The organism is Mucilaginibacter lappiensis, assembly GCF_900155965.1.
Classification (GTDB): domain Bacteria; phylum Bacteroidota; class Bacteroidia; order Sphingobacteriales; family Sphingobacteriaceae; genus Mucilaginibacter; species Mucilaginibacter lappiensis.
The window spans coordinates 142812-159528 of record NZ_FTMG01000014.1 but is presented as its reverse complement, the minus strand read 5'-3'; the positions used below and the strand labels follow the sequence as shown (position 1 = coordinate 159528).

General features: G+C 43.3%; 19 protein-coding genes. 6 read left to right on the top strand and 13 right to left on the bottom strand.

Translation table 11 applies throughout. The features are described from left to right. Positions 1-344: 344 nt before the first annotated feature. The 4 genes from BW976_RS22370 to BW976_RS22355 form a co-directional block, all read right to left on the bottom strand. Positions 345-2042 (bottom strand): peptidase associated/transthyretin-like domain-containing protein, encoded by a 1698-nt coding sequence (locus BW976_RS22370; protein WP_076376686.1) that lies wholly within the window; start codon positions 2040-2042, stop codon positions 345-347. A 147-nt stretch (positions 2043-2189) separates the two neighbouring features. Further along, positions 2190-3173: a FecR domain-containing protein gene (locus BW976_RS22365; RefSeq protein ID WP_076376684.1), complete on the bottom strand. Its 984-nt coding sequence runs from the start codon at positions 3171-3173 to the stop codon at positions 2190-2192. Then, positions 3166-3807, bottom strand: a complete 642-nt coding sequence (locus BW976_RS22360) for an RNA polymerase sigma-70 factor (protein WP_245834766.1) — start codon at positions 3805-3807, stop codon at positions 3166-3168. The genes BW976_RS22365 and BW976_RS22360 overlap by 8 nt, the downstream gene beginning before the upstream one ends. Before the next feature lie 25 nt (positions 3808-3832). Beyond that, on the bottom strand, positions 3833-4513 hold the full coding sequence (locus tag BW976_RS22355) for a DUF6134 family protein (protein WP_076376682.1): 681 nt from the start codon (positions 4511-4513) through the stop codon (positions 3833-3835). Between the two features lie 285 nt (positions 4514-4798). Here BW976_RS22355 and BW976_RS22350 point away from each other — a divergent pair, with 285 nt between their 5' ends. Then, complete coding sequence (locus BW976_RS22350) at positions 4799-5626, top strand: N-acetylmuramoyl-L-alanine amidase (protein ID WP_076376680.1); 828 nt, start codon at positions 4799-4801, stop codon at positions 5624-5626. A 34-nt stretch (positions 5627-5660) separates the two neighbouring features. Here the strand turns inward: BW976_RS22350 and BW976_RS22345 are convergent, their stop codons facing one another. From BW976_RS22345 to BW976_RS22320, 6 genes are all read right to left on the bottom strand, one after another. Beyond that, positions 5661-5918 carry a hypothetical protein gene (locus BW976_RS22345; protein ID WP_139332387.1) on the bottom strand — a complete coding sequence of 86 codons (258 nt, stop codon included), beginning with the start codon at positions 5916-5918 and terminating at the stop codon, positions 5661-5663. 115 nt (positions 5919-6033) lie between these two features. Then, on the bottom strand, positions 6034-7692 hold the full coding sequence (locus BW976_RS22340) for a glutamine--tRNA ligase/YqeY domain fusion protein (protein ID WP_076376676.1): 1659 nt from the start codon (positions 7690-7692) through the stop codon (positions 6034-6036). 159 nt (positions 7693-7851) lie between these two features. Then, positions 7852-8127 (bottom strand): hypothetical protein, encoded by a 276-nt coding sequence (locus BW976_RS22335; protein WP_076376674.1) that lies wholly within the window; start codon positions 8125-8127, stop codon positions 7852-7854. Between the two features lie 7 nt (positions 8128-8134). Beyond that, entirely contained in the window at positions 8135-8926 is a 792-nt protein-coding gene (locus tag BW976_RS22330; protein ID WP_076376672.1) for an SDR family NAD(P)-dependent oxidoreductase, read from the bottom strand. Next, the gene (locus tag BW976_RS22325) at positions 8914-9984 is read right to left on the bottom strand and encodes an NAD-dependent epimerase/dehydratase family protein (protein ID WP_076376670.1); all 1071 of its coding nucleotides are present in this window, start codon (positions 9982-9984) and stop codon (positions 8914-8916) included. Before BW976_RS22325 ends, BW976_RS22330 begins: the two co-directional genes overlap by 13 nt. A 55-nt stretch (positions 9985-10039) precedes the next feature. Beyond that, entirely contained in the window at positions 10040-10711 is a 672-nt protein-coding gene (locus tag BW976_RS22320; RefSeq protein ID WP_076376668.1) for a 3-keto-alpha-glucoside-1,2-lyase-like domain-containing protein, read from the bottom strand. A 194-nt stretch (positions 10712-10905) separates the two neighbouring features. On the opposite strand from BW976_RS22320, the gene BW976_RS22315 reads away from it, so the two are divergent. The 5 genes from BW976_RS22315 to BW976_RS22295 all read left to right on the top strand — a co-directional run bounded on the left by BW976_RS22315 (position 10906) and on the right by BW976_RS22295 (position 14095). Beyond that, positions 10906-11268: a TM2 domain-containing protein gene (locus BW976_RS22315; RefSeq protein ID WP_076376666.1), complete on the top strand. Its 363-nt coding sequence runs from the start codon at positions 10906-10908 to the stop codon at positions 11266-11268. A gap of 36 nt (positions 11269-11304) precedes the next feature. After that, entirely contained in the window at positions 11305-12402 is a 1098-nt protein-coding gene (locus BW976_RS22310; RefSeq protein ID WP_076376664.1) for a Nif3-like dinuclear metal center hexameric protein, read from the top strand. Further along, on the top strand, positions 12402-13145 hold the full coding sequence (locus BW976_RS22305; RefSeq protein WP_076376662.1) for a zinc ribbon domain-containing protein: 744 nt from the start codon (positions 12402-12404) through the stop codon (positions 13143-13145). The genes BW976_RS22310 and BW976_RS22305 overlap by 1 nt, the downstream gene beginning before the upstream one ends. A gap of 98 nt (positions 13146-13243) precedes the next feature. Then, positions 13244-13690: a DinB family protein gene (locus BW976_RS22300; RefSeq protein WP_076376660.1), complete on the top strand. Its 447-nt coding sequence runs from the start codon at positions 13244-13246 to the stop codon at positions 13688-13690. Positions 13691-13711: 21 nt separating this feature from the next. Next, on the top strand, positions 13712-14095 hold the full coding sequence (locus BW976_RS22295; protein WP_076376658.1) for a hypothetical protein: 384 nt from the start codon (positions 13712-13714) through the stop codon (positions 14093-14095). A gap of 51 nt (positions 14096-14146) precedes the next feature. Here BW976_RS22295 and BW976_RS22290 read toward each other — a convergent pair whose 3' ends face one another. The 3 genes from BW976_RS22290 to BW976_RS22280 are packed head-to-tail and all read right to left on the bottom strand — an operon-like array spanning position 14147 to position 16687. Further along, positions 14147-15217, bottom strand: a complete 1071-nt coding sequence (locus tag BW976_RS22290; protein ID WP_076376656.1) for a PA0069 family radical SAM protein — start codon at positions 15215-15217, stop codon at positions 14147-14149. A gap of 29 nt (positions 15218-15246) precedes the next feature. Then, complete coding sequence (locus BW976_RS22285) at positions 15247-15891, bottom strand: response regulator transcription factor (protein WP_076376654.1); 645 nt, start codon at positions 15889-15891, stop codon at positions 15247-15249. Beyond that, positions 15857-16687 (bottom strand): sensor histidine kinase, encoded by an 831-nt coding sequence (locus BW976_RS22280; protein WP_084192309.1) that lies wholly within the window; start codon positions 16685-16687, stop codon positions 15857-15859. Before BW976_RS22280 ends, BW976_RS22285 begins: the two co-directional genes overlap by 35 nt. Between the last annotated feature and the right edge of the window lie 30 nt (positions 16688-16717).

Genomic DNA, 16717 nt, shown 5'->3' with positions numbered 1-16717 from the left:
GGCCTCTCCGAGGCCAAATGGCAGGCCGGGTATATTGATTATAGTATAAAGTATTGCGAGCCCCAGTGGGGCTCCGTGTTTATAGTGTCCCAAAATAGCACGTCCCCTGGCTCCGTAGGTGCCTCCTGTTAAAATTCAGATTGGTGAATTTTGTGGGTTAATTTAAACCTGAAAGGGATCCTGAGGGGACTAAAAATGACAAAAAAGTGGGTTTACACTATTTGGCTTAGTATTTTGAGTAATTATCTGATTGTCAATAAAATAGCTTCATGTTAACCGTGAAAAGTGTAAACCATGTAAACCCACTTTTTAACAAAATGACCCGCCTGATCAGGGTAAGTTCATCAAAAGAAACTTACACCAACGGTCCATCCAACCCAGCCGGTCCAGTTGTTGCTGTTGTTGATAAAGCTATGGTGCAGATCCCGGACATACGCGTATCCATTAACTGCGTTGCGCTGGTCTGAATAAAAAAGGTTGAGCGATGGTCCGGCATTGATGGAAAATGCTTTGGCAACACGATAGGTGAGTGCCGCATCAAGCTTGGCCAGCAGATTGGTACGTGCCCAGTTACCCTGGTAAACATATTGCTCGCTTATTTCGGGATTAAAAGCCAGGTGCTTGCCCATGCCCAATTCGCGGCCAAAACCAAAGCCAAAGGCATACAATTTACTGTTATCATTTACCCGGAGGCCACCCATCCACATAGTGTACAGGTTTTTACTACCGGTTTTAAGGGCAATGTTGGCATTCAAGGTTTCGTTGGATGACAGAGCCAGTTTATGATAGCCATAACGTACAATGTTGATGAGCCCGATGCTGTAGCCCGATGAGGTGTCGGCTATGTTGATCAATCCAAGCTGCACGCCGCGCAGGTTGCGGGCATAGTTAAAAAGCCCGGCCACTTGCATGCCACTATATTTTTGCCCTGTAATATTGCCTAAAGCCGCCAGTTGGATACCTCTTACCTGTCCCCAGGTATGATTGTATAAGCCGGCTATTTGTATGCCGTTCATGTCTCGTTTTACGCTGTTATGCAACAAGGAAAGCTGTATCCCCCGAACACTCCCCAGTACATTATTATACAAGCCGCCAACTTGTATACCGTTTACATTGCCGCCAACTACGTTAAATATACCGGCAATTTGTACGGCCCCTACATCGCCCTTATCCAGGTTAAAAATAAGGCCCAGTTCAAAACCATCAACCCCGGCATTATAACCGCCTACCGCGTTCAGGGAAACCGCGTTAACCACCTGCCCGCTAAACTCAGCATGCGTACTTACCCCCGGTATGGCTGATGCCTGGAATGGGGCTTGCGCAATAAGGCCATGCAGATTGGCCGCGCGTATCTTTTGCCTGGTCGAAGTGAAAAGGCCCCCCAGAACGGTGTGCTCAATGCCATCATCATTATTACTGACCATGTAGCCGTCTTCGTCAAGCTGAGATTGATTAGAGTTTACCGTAACACCCGAAAGAAAGGTGACGGTGGTATCTCTATAATACTCCTTACTTACGGTGAGCATTACAGGTTTTCCATTGTTTTGTAAACGAAGCTCAAAGCGCCCGTCTTTACCGGTAAGGGTGGATTGCAGCAGGGAGCGATCATATACACTGGCATTCTCCAATTTCTTACCGCTGCGGTCGTCGGTTACAAAACCGCTGATGGTGTATTCCCCGTCTTCGGTAATTGCTTTTTCGGTAGTTAAGGATAGTTGCAATGGAGCATAGCGCAGGATCACAAAATTGCGCGTTTCCTTATACTCAAAGTGATTCAGAAGCATACGGTCGAGCACTTCCTTAATGGTCCAGTTATCGGCATTGAGGGTTACCAGGCTATCGGTTTTTACAATATTGCTGTTGTACGAAAAAGTGAAATTTCCCTTTTGCTCGATAGTTTTTAACACCGTGCCTAAACGCATATTACTGACGTGAACAGATATGTTTTTGGCGAGGATAGATTCACCTTCTGTGCCCCGGCTAACTACCGGGAGGGCTAAAATGATCAGGAAGAAAAGGATATATCTGCGTAAGCTATACATAAGGTAATTTCGGAGTTCGGATGTTCGATTTCGGATTTTTCTGAACTCGAACATCCCAAATTTTTGATTAATTTATTTATCCTCTTACTCTTCGCTATTTTAATCTAAATCCGAAATCGAACATCCGAATTCCGAAATCAAAATATATTATTTAAAAAGTATCTGCTGGTTTTTACGAACCACCGTGATCTTAAATGTGCTGCTAATAACGTCCAGTACTTCATCAAGCGACTGGCCTTTAAATGTAGTAGTGATCGGTAAACTCTCCAATGACTTATTGGCTATCGAAATGTGCGCACCATACGCTTCATTCAATGCTTGTACTACCTCGCTCAACGGGGTTTTATCACAAACCAGTTGCCCGGTAAGGTAATAGTTATACAATTTGCCCTTGCTCTGTTGTTTAGCTAATAAGTCCTGGTCTTTGATCACGGTTACCTGTTCGCCAGGGTTTAGGTCAACGCTGTTTTGCTTTTTGCTTACCTGTACAATGCCGGTTTCTACAATTACTTCGGTCTTACCTTCACGGCTCTTGATATTGAATGACGTTCCAACAACCCTAACCGTTACATCATTCACCTTAATTATAAAAGGTTTTGTTTTATCGGGACTTACTTTAAAGAAAGCTTCGCCCCTTAAACTCACCGGCCGGATGTTGCCTGTAAACCTGCCCGGGTACACCAAAGTTGAACGGGTATTTAGGGTGATCACCGATCCATCTGGTAGGGATTGGGTCTGCACCTTATCTTTACTATCTATCCGCACAAAGGAAACCGAACCGTTATCGTAAATATGGTTAAAGGTTAGCCACAGCACTGTGCATATTAAAACTACCGAAGCCGCAATACCGATCCACTGCTTGCGGCTCAGTTTTTTAATCATAGGCCCACGCGGGGGAGCGACATTACTGTTGATGCGGTTTTGCAGACGGATAAAAGCATCGTCTTTGTTTACATCCCGCTCTGTTACGGGGCTCTGATCCCAGATCAGCTTAAAATCATCAAAAAGTTTTTTGTTGGTTTCATCAGCTGCCACCCAATCCTCTACCTGTTGGTGCTCGGCAGGCGTAGCTTCGCCCGCCAGGTATTTCACCAGCAGATCATCATCCATATGTATATTGGCACTACTCATTGTGCAGCCATCGGGTTAATAAAAATAAAATAATTGGTAAAAACTCCGCCAGTTTCTGGCGCATTATTCGCAGCGCCTTACCCATTTGGTTCTCTATTGTTTTAATAGAAAGCCCCATATGATCGGCAATTTGCTGATACTTGAGCTGCTCAAAACGGCTGAGCTGAAAAATAGTACGGCATTGCTGCGGCAACTCGCTCATGGCCGTATCGATCCGTTGTTGCAGTTCGGCGGTCATTACTTTGCCTGAGGCCTGTTCTTCCTCGTCCTGTTGTAACTGTCCGGCATAATATAGGCCGAAATTGGCCTTTACCTTTTGGTGTTTTATATAGTTCAAACTTTCGTTATGTACAGCGCGATACAGGTATGATTTGAGCGAGCCATCGGTTTTAAGGTTATCGCGTTTTTCCCAGATGCGGCAAAATACATTTTGTACAATTTCTTCGGCCATTTCGTCATCCTTTAAAAATGTATACGCATAGGCATGCAGGCTTTTAAAGTGTTCTTTAAATAACCATTCAAAGGCCCTTTGACTGCCCTGCTTAAGTAAATTGATGACCGAGCTATCGCTATATTCCACTTTAAAAGGGTGAAAGTTTGCGTTAAAGATAGCTTGTTTGGCGGTCAGATTCACGGGCGAAGGGCTTAATTACAAAATTTCAGGCCAGTTGTATTTGAATGGTATATAACGAGTGGTGAATATCAACTTTGCTGCATACTCCGTTGGTGTAGGAATAAAAATTGTAATTACCATCGGGCAGGTCGATACGGTACACATGTGGAGATACCTGCTTTACCTGCAAAAACTGCTGAAAGTTATCGCAATAGATTTGTGCGTTGTTATCGGGCTCGCGGCAATACAGCAGCATGAGGTTGGTGCCGATGAATTTTTGATCGAGCTGTTTACTTTTACCGTCGGTTATAGCCTGGTAGCAATCGCCGCAAGCCCTGGTTTGGCGATTGGCTTTCTCTTTGCCATTCACTTTGCGGTAGATGCTGGAGCTGATAAGCTTACCTTTCTGAAAAACAGATTCCTCATGAATATCTACCTGGATGCTCATAATGAAACGCATTTTTACCTGCGATATCATTCTCAACGACAGATCATCACCCTCGCGTTTTTGGTACAGATCCATATGGCCTACCACATTTCCGCTATGCAGCACATTATATTTGGTGATTTGCTCCTGTGCCATCAGTGCCGATGAAAAGTAAAGCAGCGCCAGCAAGGTCGCCGCTTTTTTTAAGGGCATGATAAAAGCTAACGGGGTAATATGTTTATCCTTTAAGGCCGGGGCCAGGTATTTTTTGAAGAGCCAGATGAGCAGGGCAGGTATCATGATGGTAAAATTTAATAGAAATGAAACAACTGTTAGTGATGTTAACTACAGCTATTACAACATATTAAAGATTTACCCCTACTTGATTTCATAATATTTCTACGAATATAGAAAAAGACTATTAATTTAGTAGTTTTATTTTTTTCTATTCGATGCAAAATAACAAGAGGGATTAACCAAGGTGATACTTTTGGGAATGGGGATTTGGAATAGGGGGGATTGTTGTGGTTATCAATTAAAACGCTTTTCTCCCTCGTGTGTTATTTGCTTACATTAGCAACATACATGAAAAACTACCATTACGCCATATTCTCCATAGTCGCACTGGCGGCTTTGAGTTCCTGCTCCCCGAAGGGGCCGTATGCCCTAACCAACAAGGTGTATACCAGCAAAACCGATTCGGTGGTGCGGGTGATTGAGCAAACGCAGCCGCCTATGTTGGTAGATAGTGCAGGTGCTAATATTCCCGGTGAATGGGTAGGTACGGTGAACTTTAATCTGCGTAAACCCAACTATGTGATTATCCACTTTACCGCGCAGGACTCGATACAGCAAACGCTTAAAACTTTCACCCTGGTAAAACCGCAGGTGAGTGCCCATTATGTGGTGGCTAAGGATGGCAAAGTTTACCACATGCTGAACGACTATTTGCGGGCCTGGCACGCAGGCATTAGCCGCTGGGGCAGTATCAGCGACATGAACAGTTGTTCTATCGGCATCGAGATTGACAATAACGGGCACGAGCCTTTTAACGATACCCAAGTAAAAAGCTTGCTGGCGCTGTTAACGCAACTCAAAAAGGCCTATGGCATTCCGACAAGTAACTTTATTGGTCACCAGGATATTGCCCCGCTGCGCAAGCCCGACCCGGGACCTTTCTTTCCCTGGAAATTATTGGCCGAAAAAGGATTCGGCTACTGGCGAGATTATTTGCTGGAACTTCCACCCGATAGTTTCGACTATGCCACAGCGCTCAAGCTTATGGGCTATGATACCCGCGACCTGACCGCCGCCGTCGTAGCCTTTAAACGCCACTTCGTTCAAACCGACGAAACCCCAACCATGACGCAATTCGATCTGAACATCTTGTATAACGTGTATAAAAAGTATTAGCCCCCTGAAGGGGGAACTCTTTATATAACGAATCTTAACGTGTAGGCTGCGGTTTTGTGGCCCCATAGGGTGTAAATCCATGGTCCATTTTGTATAGCTTGCTGTCTTTAAAATAATAAAATTCAGTAGTCTGATTATCCAGGTAAACGGTTCTATACACAGAGAGTTCCATCCGGGTGGCATAATGGTGCTCTCTGGTAAATTTCTGCTCAGACAACCCCAAGGATATTTGCTGGGTTTTACAGCTCATCAAGAATACGAGCAGTAGAATGGATAGCGTTAACTTTTTCATAAAAATAGAACACCTTAATAGGCATATACCCTTACTCCAGAGATAAGAAAAGCCCGATTCATCAGAATCGGGCCAAATATGCTAATCAAAAACTCCCCCTTCAGGGGGCAGGGGGTTACTTCTTCACCCAGCCATCCTTCAAAGTCACCGTACGGTTAAACACCAGGTGATCGGGAGTGGAGTATTTATCTAAGGTAAAGTAGCCTTTGCGCATAAACTGTATGGCTTTGCCTGGTGTGGCGTTGGCCAGATCAGGTTCGATATAGGCCTTTGGCAGAATTTGCAGGCTGTTCGGGTTTAGGTAATCTTTAAAGTCGCCATCTTCGTTGGATGGATCTTCTACCTGGAACAGACGATCATAAAGCCTCACCTCGGCAGTTTTGGCATGCGGTACACTTACCCAATGTATAGTGCCTTTTACGTTGATACCGCTGGTATCATTACCCGATTTTGACTCAGGCAGGTAAGTACAGTGAATCTCGGTTACGTTGCCATCAGCATCTTTTACAAAGCTGTCACAGCGGATGATGTAGGCATTTTTTAAACGCACCATCAGGCCTACCCCCAAACGGAAAAATTTCTTTGGCGGCTCTTCCATAAAGTCTTCACGCTCTATCCACAGTTCGCGGCTAAAGGGAAATTCACGACTGCCATCGCCACCTTCAACCTCTGGGTTGTTTTCGCCGTGCATAATTTCGGTTTCACTTTCCGGGTAGTTGGTCAGGATGCACTTGATCGGGTCAAGTACAGCCATACGGCGCCAGGCGGTTTTGTTCAGATCCTCGCGGATACAGAACTCCAGCAAACCCACATCGATCATGTTTTCGCGTTTGGCTACGCCGATGCGTTCGCAAAACTCACGGATACTGGCAGGCGTATAACCACGACGACGCAGACCACTAATGGTAGGCATCCGCGGATCGTCCCAGCCCTCTACGTGTTTATCCTCTACCAATTGCAGCAGCTTGCGCTTGCTCATTACAGTATAGTTGAGGTTTAACCTCGCAAATTCGTATTGTTTTGACGGGAAAAGATCAAGCTTTTCAATAAACCAATCATATAAGGGACGGTGCGGCACAAACTCCAGTGTACAAACGGAATGGGTGATCTTTTCAATCGCGTCTGATTCGCCATGGGCGAAATCGTACATCGGATAGATACACCATTTGTCGCCTGTACGGTGATGGTGGGCGTGTTTAATGCGGTACATCAATGGATCGCGTAGGTGCATATTTGGCGATGCCAGGTCGACTTTTGCCCGCAGTACTTTGGCGCCGTCAGGGTATTTACCGGCTTTCATATCGGCAAATAACTGTAGGTTTTCTTCAACGGAACGGCTGCGGTATTGGTTAGGAGTGCCGGGTTCGGTCGGCGTACCTTTTTGTTTGGCTATCTCCTCGGCAGTACTGTCGTCAATATAGGCCAGGTCATTTTTGATCAGGGTTACAGCAAACTCATACAGTTGATCAAAATAATCAGAAGCATAAAGCTCCTCGGCCCATTCAAAGCCCAGCCATTTGATATCCTCCTTGATGCTGTCAACATACTCCGTCTCTTCTTTAGTAGGGTTGGTATCATCAAAACGCAAATTGGTTTTGCCGTTATATTTTTGTGCCAGTCCAAAGTTCAAGCAAATGGATTTGGAGTGCCCGATGTGTAAATATCCATTAGGTTCGGGCGGAAAACGGGTTAATACCCTGCCGCCGTTTTTGCCAGCAGCTATATCTTCTTCAACAATTTCTTCTAAAAAGTTCAGTGATCTCTCTTCGCTCATAAATAAAATAGCAATAGTTACAAAAGTAACAAACTTTTTGATGTGCAGATTAACTTCGTTGAGGGCTTCGCCGTTTCAGATGTGTAAATATGCAAATGATAGATTATAGGGACTATAAAGCATCTGCACATTTGAAATCCGCACATCTGCACATTTTTTTCAGGGGGCCGGGGGGCTCGAAATGATATTATGACTTGCCAATATCCGCATGAGTACATCAACGGAAACGTCACGGGTGATATCAATACAGAGGTTTAGCCGTCCACGAATCTTTACCTGACAGAAGTTGTAATGGAATTCCAGGATCAACCCGCGCAGGCTGCCCGAATTAACAATGATGATTTCATCGTCAATTACCTCACAGGTATTGCTGGTGCGGTTAAAGTAGCTGCGCAAATTTTTGATAAGCCTGTATATGGGTAACGATAGGATCATATTCAATTCAGGATACTAAAATAGTGTTTAATCTTCGTTTGATGATATTATCTTTTATATATGCCGGTAACAAACTGTTCAATAAAACCAGGAAACGGTTAACTGCGCCGGGAATGATCTCTTTTTTGCCTTTCAGCAATCCGTCAATAGCTATTCTGGCTACTTGTTCGGGTTCCAGTATAGTAGCTTTAGAAATGCCTTTCAATGTATTGTTCATTACCAGCAGCTCGGGTTTGGTATTGATGCCGCCGGGACTCAGCAAGCTGAGTTTTACGTTTGAGCCATATAATTCCAGCTGCAAACATTTGGTAAAGTACCGGATAAATGATTTGGTAGCGCCGTAAACCTGTTTTTTAGGTACCAGGAACAATCCTCCTAAACTACCCACATTTAAAATATAAGAAGTAACGGATGCATCAGCCTGAGCCAGGAATAATCGGGTAAGTAGCACTGGGGTAATTACATTCAGTTCTATCTGCATTTTATAAAAAGCGATATTTTTATCCTCAAACCACGACCAATTGCCCAGCCCTGCATTGTTGATAAGTAGATGCGCCGTGATGCGCTGTTCCTTCAACCATGCAAAAATTTCAGTATAGCTTTCGGTATGTGTTAGGTCAATTTCCAAATGATAAACTGTTACCGCGAAGTTTTTACGGATAAAGGATGCCAGTTCAGGTAATCCCGATGCGGGTAAGGCCACCAACATCAGGTTCATGTTTCGGCCTGCTAGTTCAATGGCGAATGATTTTCCAAGACCCTCACTGGCCCCGGTTACAATGGCGGTTAGTTGCTGCATAATTGATTGGTTTTATGGTCGCCCAAAAGACTCTCGTTGTCCTCATTTCTCCTGTCCTTGATCTCAAAAACATTATTCTTAGATTCTTTTAAATAATTAACCGTTTTTTGCAGACCCTCTACAAAGGGAGTTATTGTATATCCTAGGTGGGTTACAGCTTTACTGCTGCAATATTTTTGATCATACTTAAGGCGCTCAGCAAACTCCGGTAAAAACACCGGCGATAAGCCTGTAAGTCGGGTTTTTAACCATTCCAGTCTGCTGTAAATCTCAATAGCTTTTAGTGGTATTCTGATCATGCTTAATTGCTTACCCGATACCTGTTGCAAGGTTTTGAAAAAGTCATTAAAGCTGATGTCATGACCGCCTAAAATGTAGCGCTCGCCGGTAATTCCTTTATCCATAGCGGCGATATGTCCGGCCACCACATCATCTAAAAAAGCGTAATTAGCCACCTGTTCGCCATTACCTGGAATAATACGCCACTTTCCTTTTAAATAACCCGATACCATTTTGCCAACCGTATTACTATCTGTGATGGGACCTTCGCCATACACTCGTGATGGGTTCACAATCACTACAGGCAAGCCTTGTTTTACAAAACTCTGTACTTCCAGTTCAGCCAGGTATTTGGTACGCTCATAGGCAATGGGGAAACCAGTAATCCGCGGATCGGTTTCGGTCATGGGGTGTTTGATGGTTGGCCCCCAAACCCCGCAGGTGGAAGTGTATACAAGTTTCTGCACCTTACATGTTTTCGCTACCTCCAGTACATTTTGGGTACCGGTAACATTGGTTTCATGGTAATCGTCGGTGTTGCGGCACCACATTTTGGCCATGGCGGCGGTATGATAAACCTGTTCGCAGCTATCCATTGCCCTGGCCAGGCTTTGTTTATACAGGATATTGCCCAAAACTGGTTCAATGTTCGGGTGTTTGATAAGGTAAGGATGATCGGTATTGCGGCATAAAGCTTTTACCTCATGGCCGGCGTTAGCCAAAGCCAGGGTTAACTGTCTGCCAATAAAGCCCGTTGCTCCAGTAACTAATACTTTCATACCGGTATTACACCCGGGTGATTATTTACCCCTACGTCTTCACAGAAAATTTTATCTATTTTAAAAAAGTAACCTTCAGGTTGGCAAATGCGCCACCTGATCCGTTGCCTACCCATAAGCCAAGTTTTCCGCTTTTACGATCATTGAGCTGTTTAACACTTAAGCACGGCGTTTTCCGGCCGTTGATAAAAACAGTTATTTGCGGGTATTGTACCTCTATCCGAACATGGAACCATTGGTTGGGATCTGGTGGGGAGGTGATCTCTTTTTCGTATTGCGCGTTAAATTTATCCCTCAAAACAAACCATGGATACTGAGGGTGAGAAACGTATTGAACCATATGTATCCTGTGAACCGAGTCGGCCGATAGGAAATTAAAGGGACGGAAATACACCGCATCAAGGGTTTTGGCATTCACCAAATGAAAAGCTACGCCTAAAAAACTTTGCTGGTCCACATTTTTCCCGCGGATATCCAGTTCAATAATGCCATTGGTAAAAGTAATTCCGTTGATCCAGGCTACACCGTCGTCATCTTCGGCCGATAGCATAATGCCGTTTTTTTCATGGCCGGGCAATACTGTTGCCTCCCGGTTACTAATGCTAAGCAGATGTGCTGAAAGTAACTTCGACAGATCATAACTAACGACATGTTGCTGAGAAAAGGCATTCGTAGACCCCAATAAAAAGACTAAAATGGTAGTGCTTATGAATATTTTACTTTTCATATTAATCGTGCATTATTTTAAGATTCCGTGAATATGATGTAGACGCTTTTTATCTGGTAAAAGTGACGCAGGCGTTATTATAAATTCTGTAATGTACCGTTTCATGGGTAGCAAACAAATTACCTTGCATCCCCTATAGGTTTATAGCATAAAATATTTATTTTTGAAAAAGCACTCACCACAAGCCTTACAATATGAATATGTACCAGGACCCTTATATGAACTTTGCCGATATGGGCCCCGAAGAAATGGGTTTCTTACAGCAAGCCACCGGGGAACTTAGCGAAAGCCAAAAGAAATATTTTTACATGGTTTACGGGAGTAAGCGTAAAAACGCTAACGAAATACTCATTTTTACCTTGCTGGGTTTTGTTGGCTTCGCGGGGATACAACGGTTTGTTTTAGGGCAAATAGGTATGGGGATTCTTTATTTTTTTACCGGAGGGCTTTGTATTATCGGTACAATTGTTGACTTGGTGAACAATAAATCGCTCACTTTAAAGTATAATAAAGAAATGGCTTATGAAAGCCACCGGATGGCTATTTTGAGTAATTAAATATACCCGGTAAATGCTTTATATCCATATTTGCTCATGAAATTAGCTGTACTTACCGCATACCTGGAAAGCCTGGCGCCACTGGTGTACCAGGAAGATTATGATAATGCCGGCCTTATTGTGGGCAATCCCGAACAGGAAATTACCCAGGCGCTGTTATCTTTAGATTGTACCGAGGCGGTGGTTGATGAAGCTATTGCTACAGGTTGCCAGGTGATTATATCGCATCATCCCATAGTTTTTAAAGGACTTAAAAAATTTAACAGTAAAACTTACGTTGAAAGGGTGGTTGAGAAGGCCATTCGCTGCCGTATCGCTATTTATGCTATACATACCAACTTGGATAATATTATGGGCGGCGTAAACCAACGCATTTGCGATACGCTGGGCCTGAAAAACTGCCGGATATTAGTGCCTAAACATAATTTGTTGAAAAAACTGGTGACTTTTGTACCCGGTAGTCATGCTGATGCTGTACGTGATGCTTTATTTGCTGCAGGGGCAGGAAACATTGGTAACTATAGTGAAACGAGTTTTAATACCGAGGGCACGGGCTCCTTTAAGGGGAATGAGGCTACAAATCCTTATGTTGGTGAGCCAGGAACCCGTCACCTGGAAAATGAGGTGAGAATCGAGACCGTTTATCCAGCCAACCTGGAGAGTAAAATACTGATGGCACTGGTTTTGGCCCATCCTTATGAAGAGGTGGCTTATGATTTGTTTGCTTTAACTAACCAACATCAACAAGTGGGAGCGGGTATGATCGGCGAGTTGGAAATACCGCAGAACGAAGAATCATTCCTGTTTCATGTAAAGGATAAGATGCGCACACACGTGATCAGACATACGGCGTTAGCTGGTAAACATGTTAAAAGAGTAGCTGTTTGCGGTGGTGCCGGGGGCTTTTTATTAAAACATGCCATATCGGCAGGTGCCGACGTTTTTATCACCGCAGATTACAAGTATCATGAGTTTTTTGATGCCGACGGAAAAATAGTGATCGCGGATATCGGACACTTTGAGAGTGAACAATTTACGGCGCAATTATTGTATGAAATAATACGGAAAAAATTTCCTATCTTTGCCGTCCGTTTAACAGAAGTAAATACAAACCCCGTCAAATATTTTATTTAATGGAACAAACCGTAGAACAAAAGCTTAAAGCTTTATACGAACTACAAACCATCCACACCAAAATTGATAGGATTCGCCAGGTAAGAGGTGAATTGCCAATGGAAGTTGCCGATCTGGAAGATGATGTTGCTGGTCTTGAAACCCGCATTCAAAAGATCAAAGCCGAGTTGGATGATGTAGAAGATGAGATTGTAACCCGCAAAAACCTGATCAAAGATGCTCAGGCCAATATCAAAAAATACGAAACGCAACTTAACGAAGTTAAGAACAACCGTGAGTATGATGCCATTTCAAAAGAAATTGAGATACAGGGATTAGATATTCAGGTAAGCGAGAAAAAAATACGTGAGTATGGTTTCGAGATTACTTCAAAAACCCAGATCTACGAAAAAGCCTTAGCTGATTTGGATGCACGCAAGAGCGATCTTGATGCTAAAAAAGAAGAGTTAGGTACCATTACTGCCGAAACTGAAAAGGAAGAAACAGAGTTGGTTTCACAAGCCGAAAAAGCTACCGGAAATATCGAAGAGCGTTTATTAACCGCCTATAACCGTTTACGTCAAAATGCAAAAAATGGTTTAGCCGTAGTAACTATTCAACGCGATTCATGTTCAGGTTGCTTTAACCAGATCCCGCCTCAACGCCAGTCTGATATTCGTCAGCGTAAAAAGATCATCGTTTGCGAGCATTGCGGACGTATTCTTGTTGATGAGCAAATGGCTCTGGAAGCAGAAGAAGCATAAGTTTAACTTATATATATTAAAAAGGGCGCCCCAATCAGGCGCCCTTTTTTGTTGCTTGAATAATTGATTATCTTGCCGTCAGTAATAAACCAATACCGATGTTAATAGCAATACTAAAGAAATTATTTCTTCGCGATCTAGAAAAGCTTAAAACAGAACTGGAACTGTACCAACGTGAGCAAAACATTTGGCTTGTTGATAGGCAGATCACTAACACGGCTGGTAACCTTTGCCTGCACCTGATCGGTAACCTGAATACCTATATTGGCACAGAGTTAGGTAAAACGGGTTATATCAGAAACAGACCGCTGGAGTTTTCATCCGGACCCGTGCCCAGAACTGACCTTTTGAAAAGCGTAGATGAAACAATCCAAGTGATAGCTTCAACACTTGATCAACTAAGCGATGAACAAATGGCCGAAGAATATCCGCAGGAGGTAACCGGTGGTAAAGTAAGTATCGGATACTTTTTGGCCCACCTGGCTACCCATTTGTCATATCATTTGGGACAGATCAATTACCACAGACGATTATTGGATAATTAAAGTATCATAAACAGTTTTATTATGAAACAAGCAGTGATATATAGCTTAAAAGTTTGGTTTACCGGAGTATTTATCTCTCCTGTTCTTGTAAAGTTATTTTGGATGATCATCGGTGAATCATCTGGATCTAACGCCATCGGGGCATTAATGCTTTTTGGCGGCATACTGTCTATACCCAGCGTATTGCTTCTGTTTCTGAGCGTTCTGATCCTCGCCAAGCAGGCTATTGCTATCAACTTGATGAAGCTGATTTTATCCCTGATAGGAATTATTCTTACCTATCTTCCAATCTGGTTTCTAAATGGCCGGCAATTTGGATTGGACAGTTTTATGATGAATTTTTTTGTTGCCTATACGGTTATAATTATAGCGGGAATATGGTTTTATAAACTAAAACCCTTGTAGTGTTTAAATCGAAACTGGTATAAGATTAGGCTAGTTAAAATCATCAACATCTCAAAACAGGCTCGTCTGTTTCCCTTTCCTGGGTACAAATAGGCTGTAATCATATTCGGGCATCTCCCGGCCCGCCATGAAGCGATTACAGGCCATCCGGAACATTTGGTGGATTGACTGTGCTATTTTACCTTCGCCGCTCATACGACGGCCGAAATCGCTGTCGTTTAGCTTACCGTCGTGACAGGAGCGTATCATGTTCAGCACCTTTTCGGCTCGATCCGGGAAAGCCTTGTATATCCAATCGCTAAATATCTCGGCTATACTGCCGTTGAGCCTTACAATGGTAAACCCTGCGGCCAACGCACCCCTGTCGGCAGCAGCCTTGATAATATTGGGCACCTCGTTGCTGTTGAGTCCTGGAATAATGGGGGCGGCCATCACTCTTACAGGGATACCTTTTTCAGATAGTTTTTGTACTACAGCAAGCCTGCCCGTGGCCGTTACAGTCCGCGGTTCCAGTTTTTGACGTAATTGTTCGTTTAGTGATGTGATAGACACGTTTACATGTACCAGGTTCATGGAAGCCAGCTCGGTGAGGATGTCCATATCGCGCAGAATCAGATTGTTTTTGGTGATGATGCTTACCGGATTCTTATATTTAAAAAAAACCTCCAATAATCTACGTGTGATCTTTAAACGGCGTTCTACCGGCTGATAACAATCCGTATTGCCCGATAGCATGATACACACCGGCTGGTAGTTTTTCTTATTAAAGTATTGTTCTAACAACTCTGGAGCATTGGGTTTGATGATGATCTTGCGTTCAAAATCAAGCCCGGCACTAAATCCATAATATTCGTGGCTGTTGCGGGCATAGCAATAAATACAGCCATGCTCACAACCTTGGTAAGGGTTTATAGAATACATGTGGCTCAAATCGGGACTGTTTGATTCGCTTACTATCTTTTTGGGTGTTTCTTCAAAAAGCTGTGTGGCGGTATTTTCCAGCAATGGCTCGTCAATGCCTTCGATGTGCTCGGCAACGTACTTGTTTTTTAAAAATTTGTTGTGGGTGTTTAGCTGCGCTCCGCGTCCTTTAAAAAAGCCGGAATTATCATCCTGTTCCATTCAACAAATTTGCTAATATTTTTAGCAAATTACAAGTCAATCAGTTTGTTTTTTATGCTGTATAATACCAGGCCTACGCGACTTTTGATGCCCAGTTTTTCAAAAAGCTGATCGCGGTAGCTGTCAACAGTGCGTACGCTGATGCACATGGTATCGGCAATTTCCTTGTAAGTAAGCTCGGTGCCGGTTAAACGTAAAAATTCAATTTCACGCGGATTTAGTTTTACTATAGCCGTTTTATCGTTGTTGAAATTGTTTAATAAGTGCTTGGTTACAAAATCAGGGTAGTAAAGATCTCCTTCGGTTACTTTGAGCAGGGCAGCCTCAAACTCATGCGGTTCGGCATCTTTAAGCAGGTAGCCTTTTACACCCATTTTAACCATGGTGAGTACCTTTTCGGCATCCTCAAACATAGACAGGATAATGGTACGGATAGAGGGTTGGAACTTTTTAAGCCATTGCGCTGTTGAAATGCCATCCATTACAGGCATGTTGATATCCAGAATAACAATATCAGGAACCATTCCTGAAGCTATTTTGTCAACCATTTCTTTGCCGTGTGCCGCTTCAAACAGTACGTTGTATCGGTTAAAGCTATCCACCATAGAAGCAATGCCGCTTCGGAAAAGGCGATGATCATCAACCAGGGCTATTTGAATAGGTTCCGTTAACATAAGTTTCTTGTACGAGAGGGTTGAGCGAAAGGTTAATGCTGCAGCCATTGCCTGGCGAACTGTTTATAATTGCTTCGGCTCCAATTAAGGCGGCCCTGTTCACAATGTTACGCAAACCCGAACCTCCATTATTTTTAAGCAGTTCAGGCTCAAAACCAACACCATCGTCTTCGATGGTTAAATTAAACATTTGTGCCTTATAATACAAACTCATTTTAAAGTTATCCGCATGTGCATATTTTAAGGCATTGTTTAAGGCTTCCTGAAATATCCTGAATAGTACCAATTCCCGCTGCTCGCCAAGTGTGTAATAATCACCCTCAACCAGTAACGATATGGTGATAATGCCGCTTCTGTTAACACGCTCCACCTCTATTTTCAGGGTTTTTACTAACCCCATAACGCTGATATGTTCAAAACTGAGGCTTTTTGATAAGTTACGAAGGTCACTGATGGACTGGGCAATAAGCTCGCGGTTGTCATTCACCCTCATCTTTTCATGTTCACCCAGGTTTCTGCCCAATACGCCCAGGTTAAGCTTAACAAATGACAATACCTGGGTAATATTATCATGCAACTCACGGCTAATATGATTAAGCGTTTCCTCCTGGATCTCCATCCGGGTTTTTAGTAGCTCTTGTTGAAAGGAGGATTTCAGGAGCTCTTTCTCCAGCGCGTTTTTATTTTGTTTTTTTTGATAGACCAATAAAAAGCTAATAATAAAAACACCCAATAGCATGACTACAGCAGTGCCGGCAATTATTAATAAAATAATTTCTTCATCCTTAAACAGCATACCTGAATGGGCTAATCATATTATCAATTG

Bases quoted from the DNA above. Each gene is read 5' to 3' on its own strand.
- BW976_RS22355 (WP_076376682.1), bottom strand. From the start codon at position 4,513: ATGATACCTGCCCTGCTCATCTGGCTCTTCAAAAAATACCTGGCCCCG.
- BW976_RS22370 (WP_076376686.1), bottom strand. From the start codon at position 2,042: ATGTATAGCTTACGCAGATATATCCTTTTCTTCCTGATCATTTTAGCC.
- BW976_RS22325 (WP_076376670.1), bottom strand. From the start codon at position 9,984: ATGAAAGTATTAGTTACTGGAGCAACGGGCTTTATTGGCAGACAGTTA.
- BW976_RS22335 (WP_076376674.1), bottom strand. From the start codon at position 8,127: ATGATCCTATCGTTACCCATATACAGGCTTATCAAAAATTTGCGCAGC.
- BW976_RS22320 (WP_076376668.1), bottom strand. From the start codon at position 10,711: ATGAAAAGTAAAATATTCATAAGCACTACCATTTTAGTCTTTTTATTG.
- BW976_RS22330 (WP_076376672.1), bottom strand. From the start codon at position 8,926: ATGCAGCAACTAACCGCCATTGTAACCGGGGCCAGTGAGGGTCTTGGA.
- BW976_RS22280 (WP_084192309.1), bottom strand. From the start codon at position 16,687: ATGCTGTTTAAGGATGAAGAAATTATTTTATTAATAATTGCCGGCACT.
- BW976_RS22310 (WP_076376664.1), top strand. From the start codon at position 11,305: ATGAAATTAGCTGTACTTACCGCATACCTGGAAAGCCTGGCGCCACTG.
- BW976_RS22305 (WP_076376662.1), top strand. From the start codon at position 12,402: ATGGAACAAACCGTAGAACAAAAGCTTAAAGCTTTATACGAACTACAA.
- BW976_RS22290 (WP_076376656.1), bottom strand. From the start codon at position 15,217: ATGGAACAGGATGATAATTCCGGCTTTTTTAAAGGACGCGGAGCGCAG.
- BW976_RS22315 (WP_076376666.1), top strand. From the start codon at position 10,906: ATGAATATGTACCAGGACCCTTATATGAACTTTGCCGATATGGGCCCC.
- BW976_RS22340 (WP_076376676.1), bottom strand. From the start codon at position 7,692: ATGAGCGAAGAGAGATCACTGAACTTTTTAGAAGAAATTGTTGAAGAA.
- BW976_RS22285 (WP_076376654.1), bottom strand. From the start codon at position 15,891: ATGTTAACGGAACCTATTCAAATAGCCCTGGTTGATGATCATCGCCTT.
- BW976_RS22350 (WP_076376680.1), top strand. From the start codon at position 4,799: ATGAAAAACTACCATTACGCCATATTCTCCATAGTCGCACTGGCGGCT.
- BW976_RS22365 (WP_076376684.1), bottom strand. From the start codon at position 3,173: ATGAGTAGTGCCAATATACATATGGATGATGATCTGCTGGTGAAATAC.
- BW976_RS22295 (WP_076376658.1), top strand. From the start codon at position 13,712: ATGAAACAAGCAGTGATATATAGCTTAAAAGTTTGGTTTACCGGAGTA.
- BW976_RS22345 (WP_139332387.1), bottom strand. From the start codon at position 5,918: ATGAAAAAGTTAACGCTATCCATTCTACTGCTCGTATTCTTGATGAGC.
- BW976_RS22300 (WP_076376660.1), top strand. From the start codon at position 13,244: ATGTTAATAGCAATACTAAAGAAATTATTTCTTCGCGATCTAGAAAAG.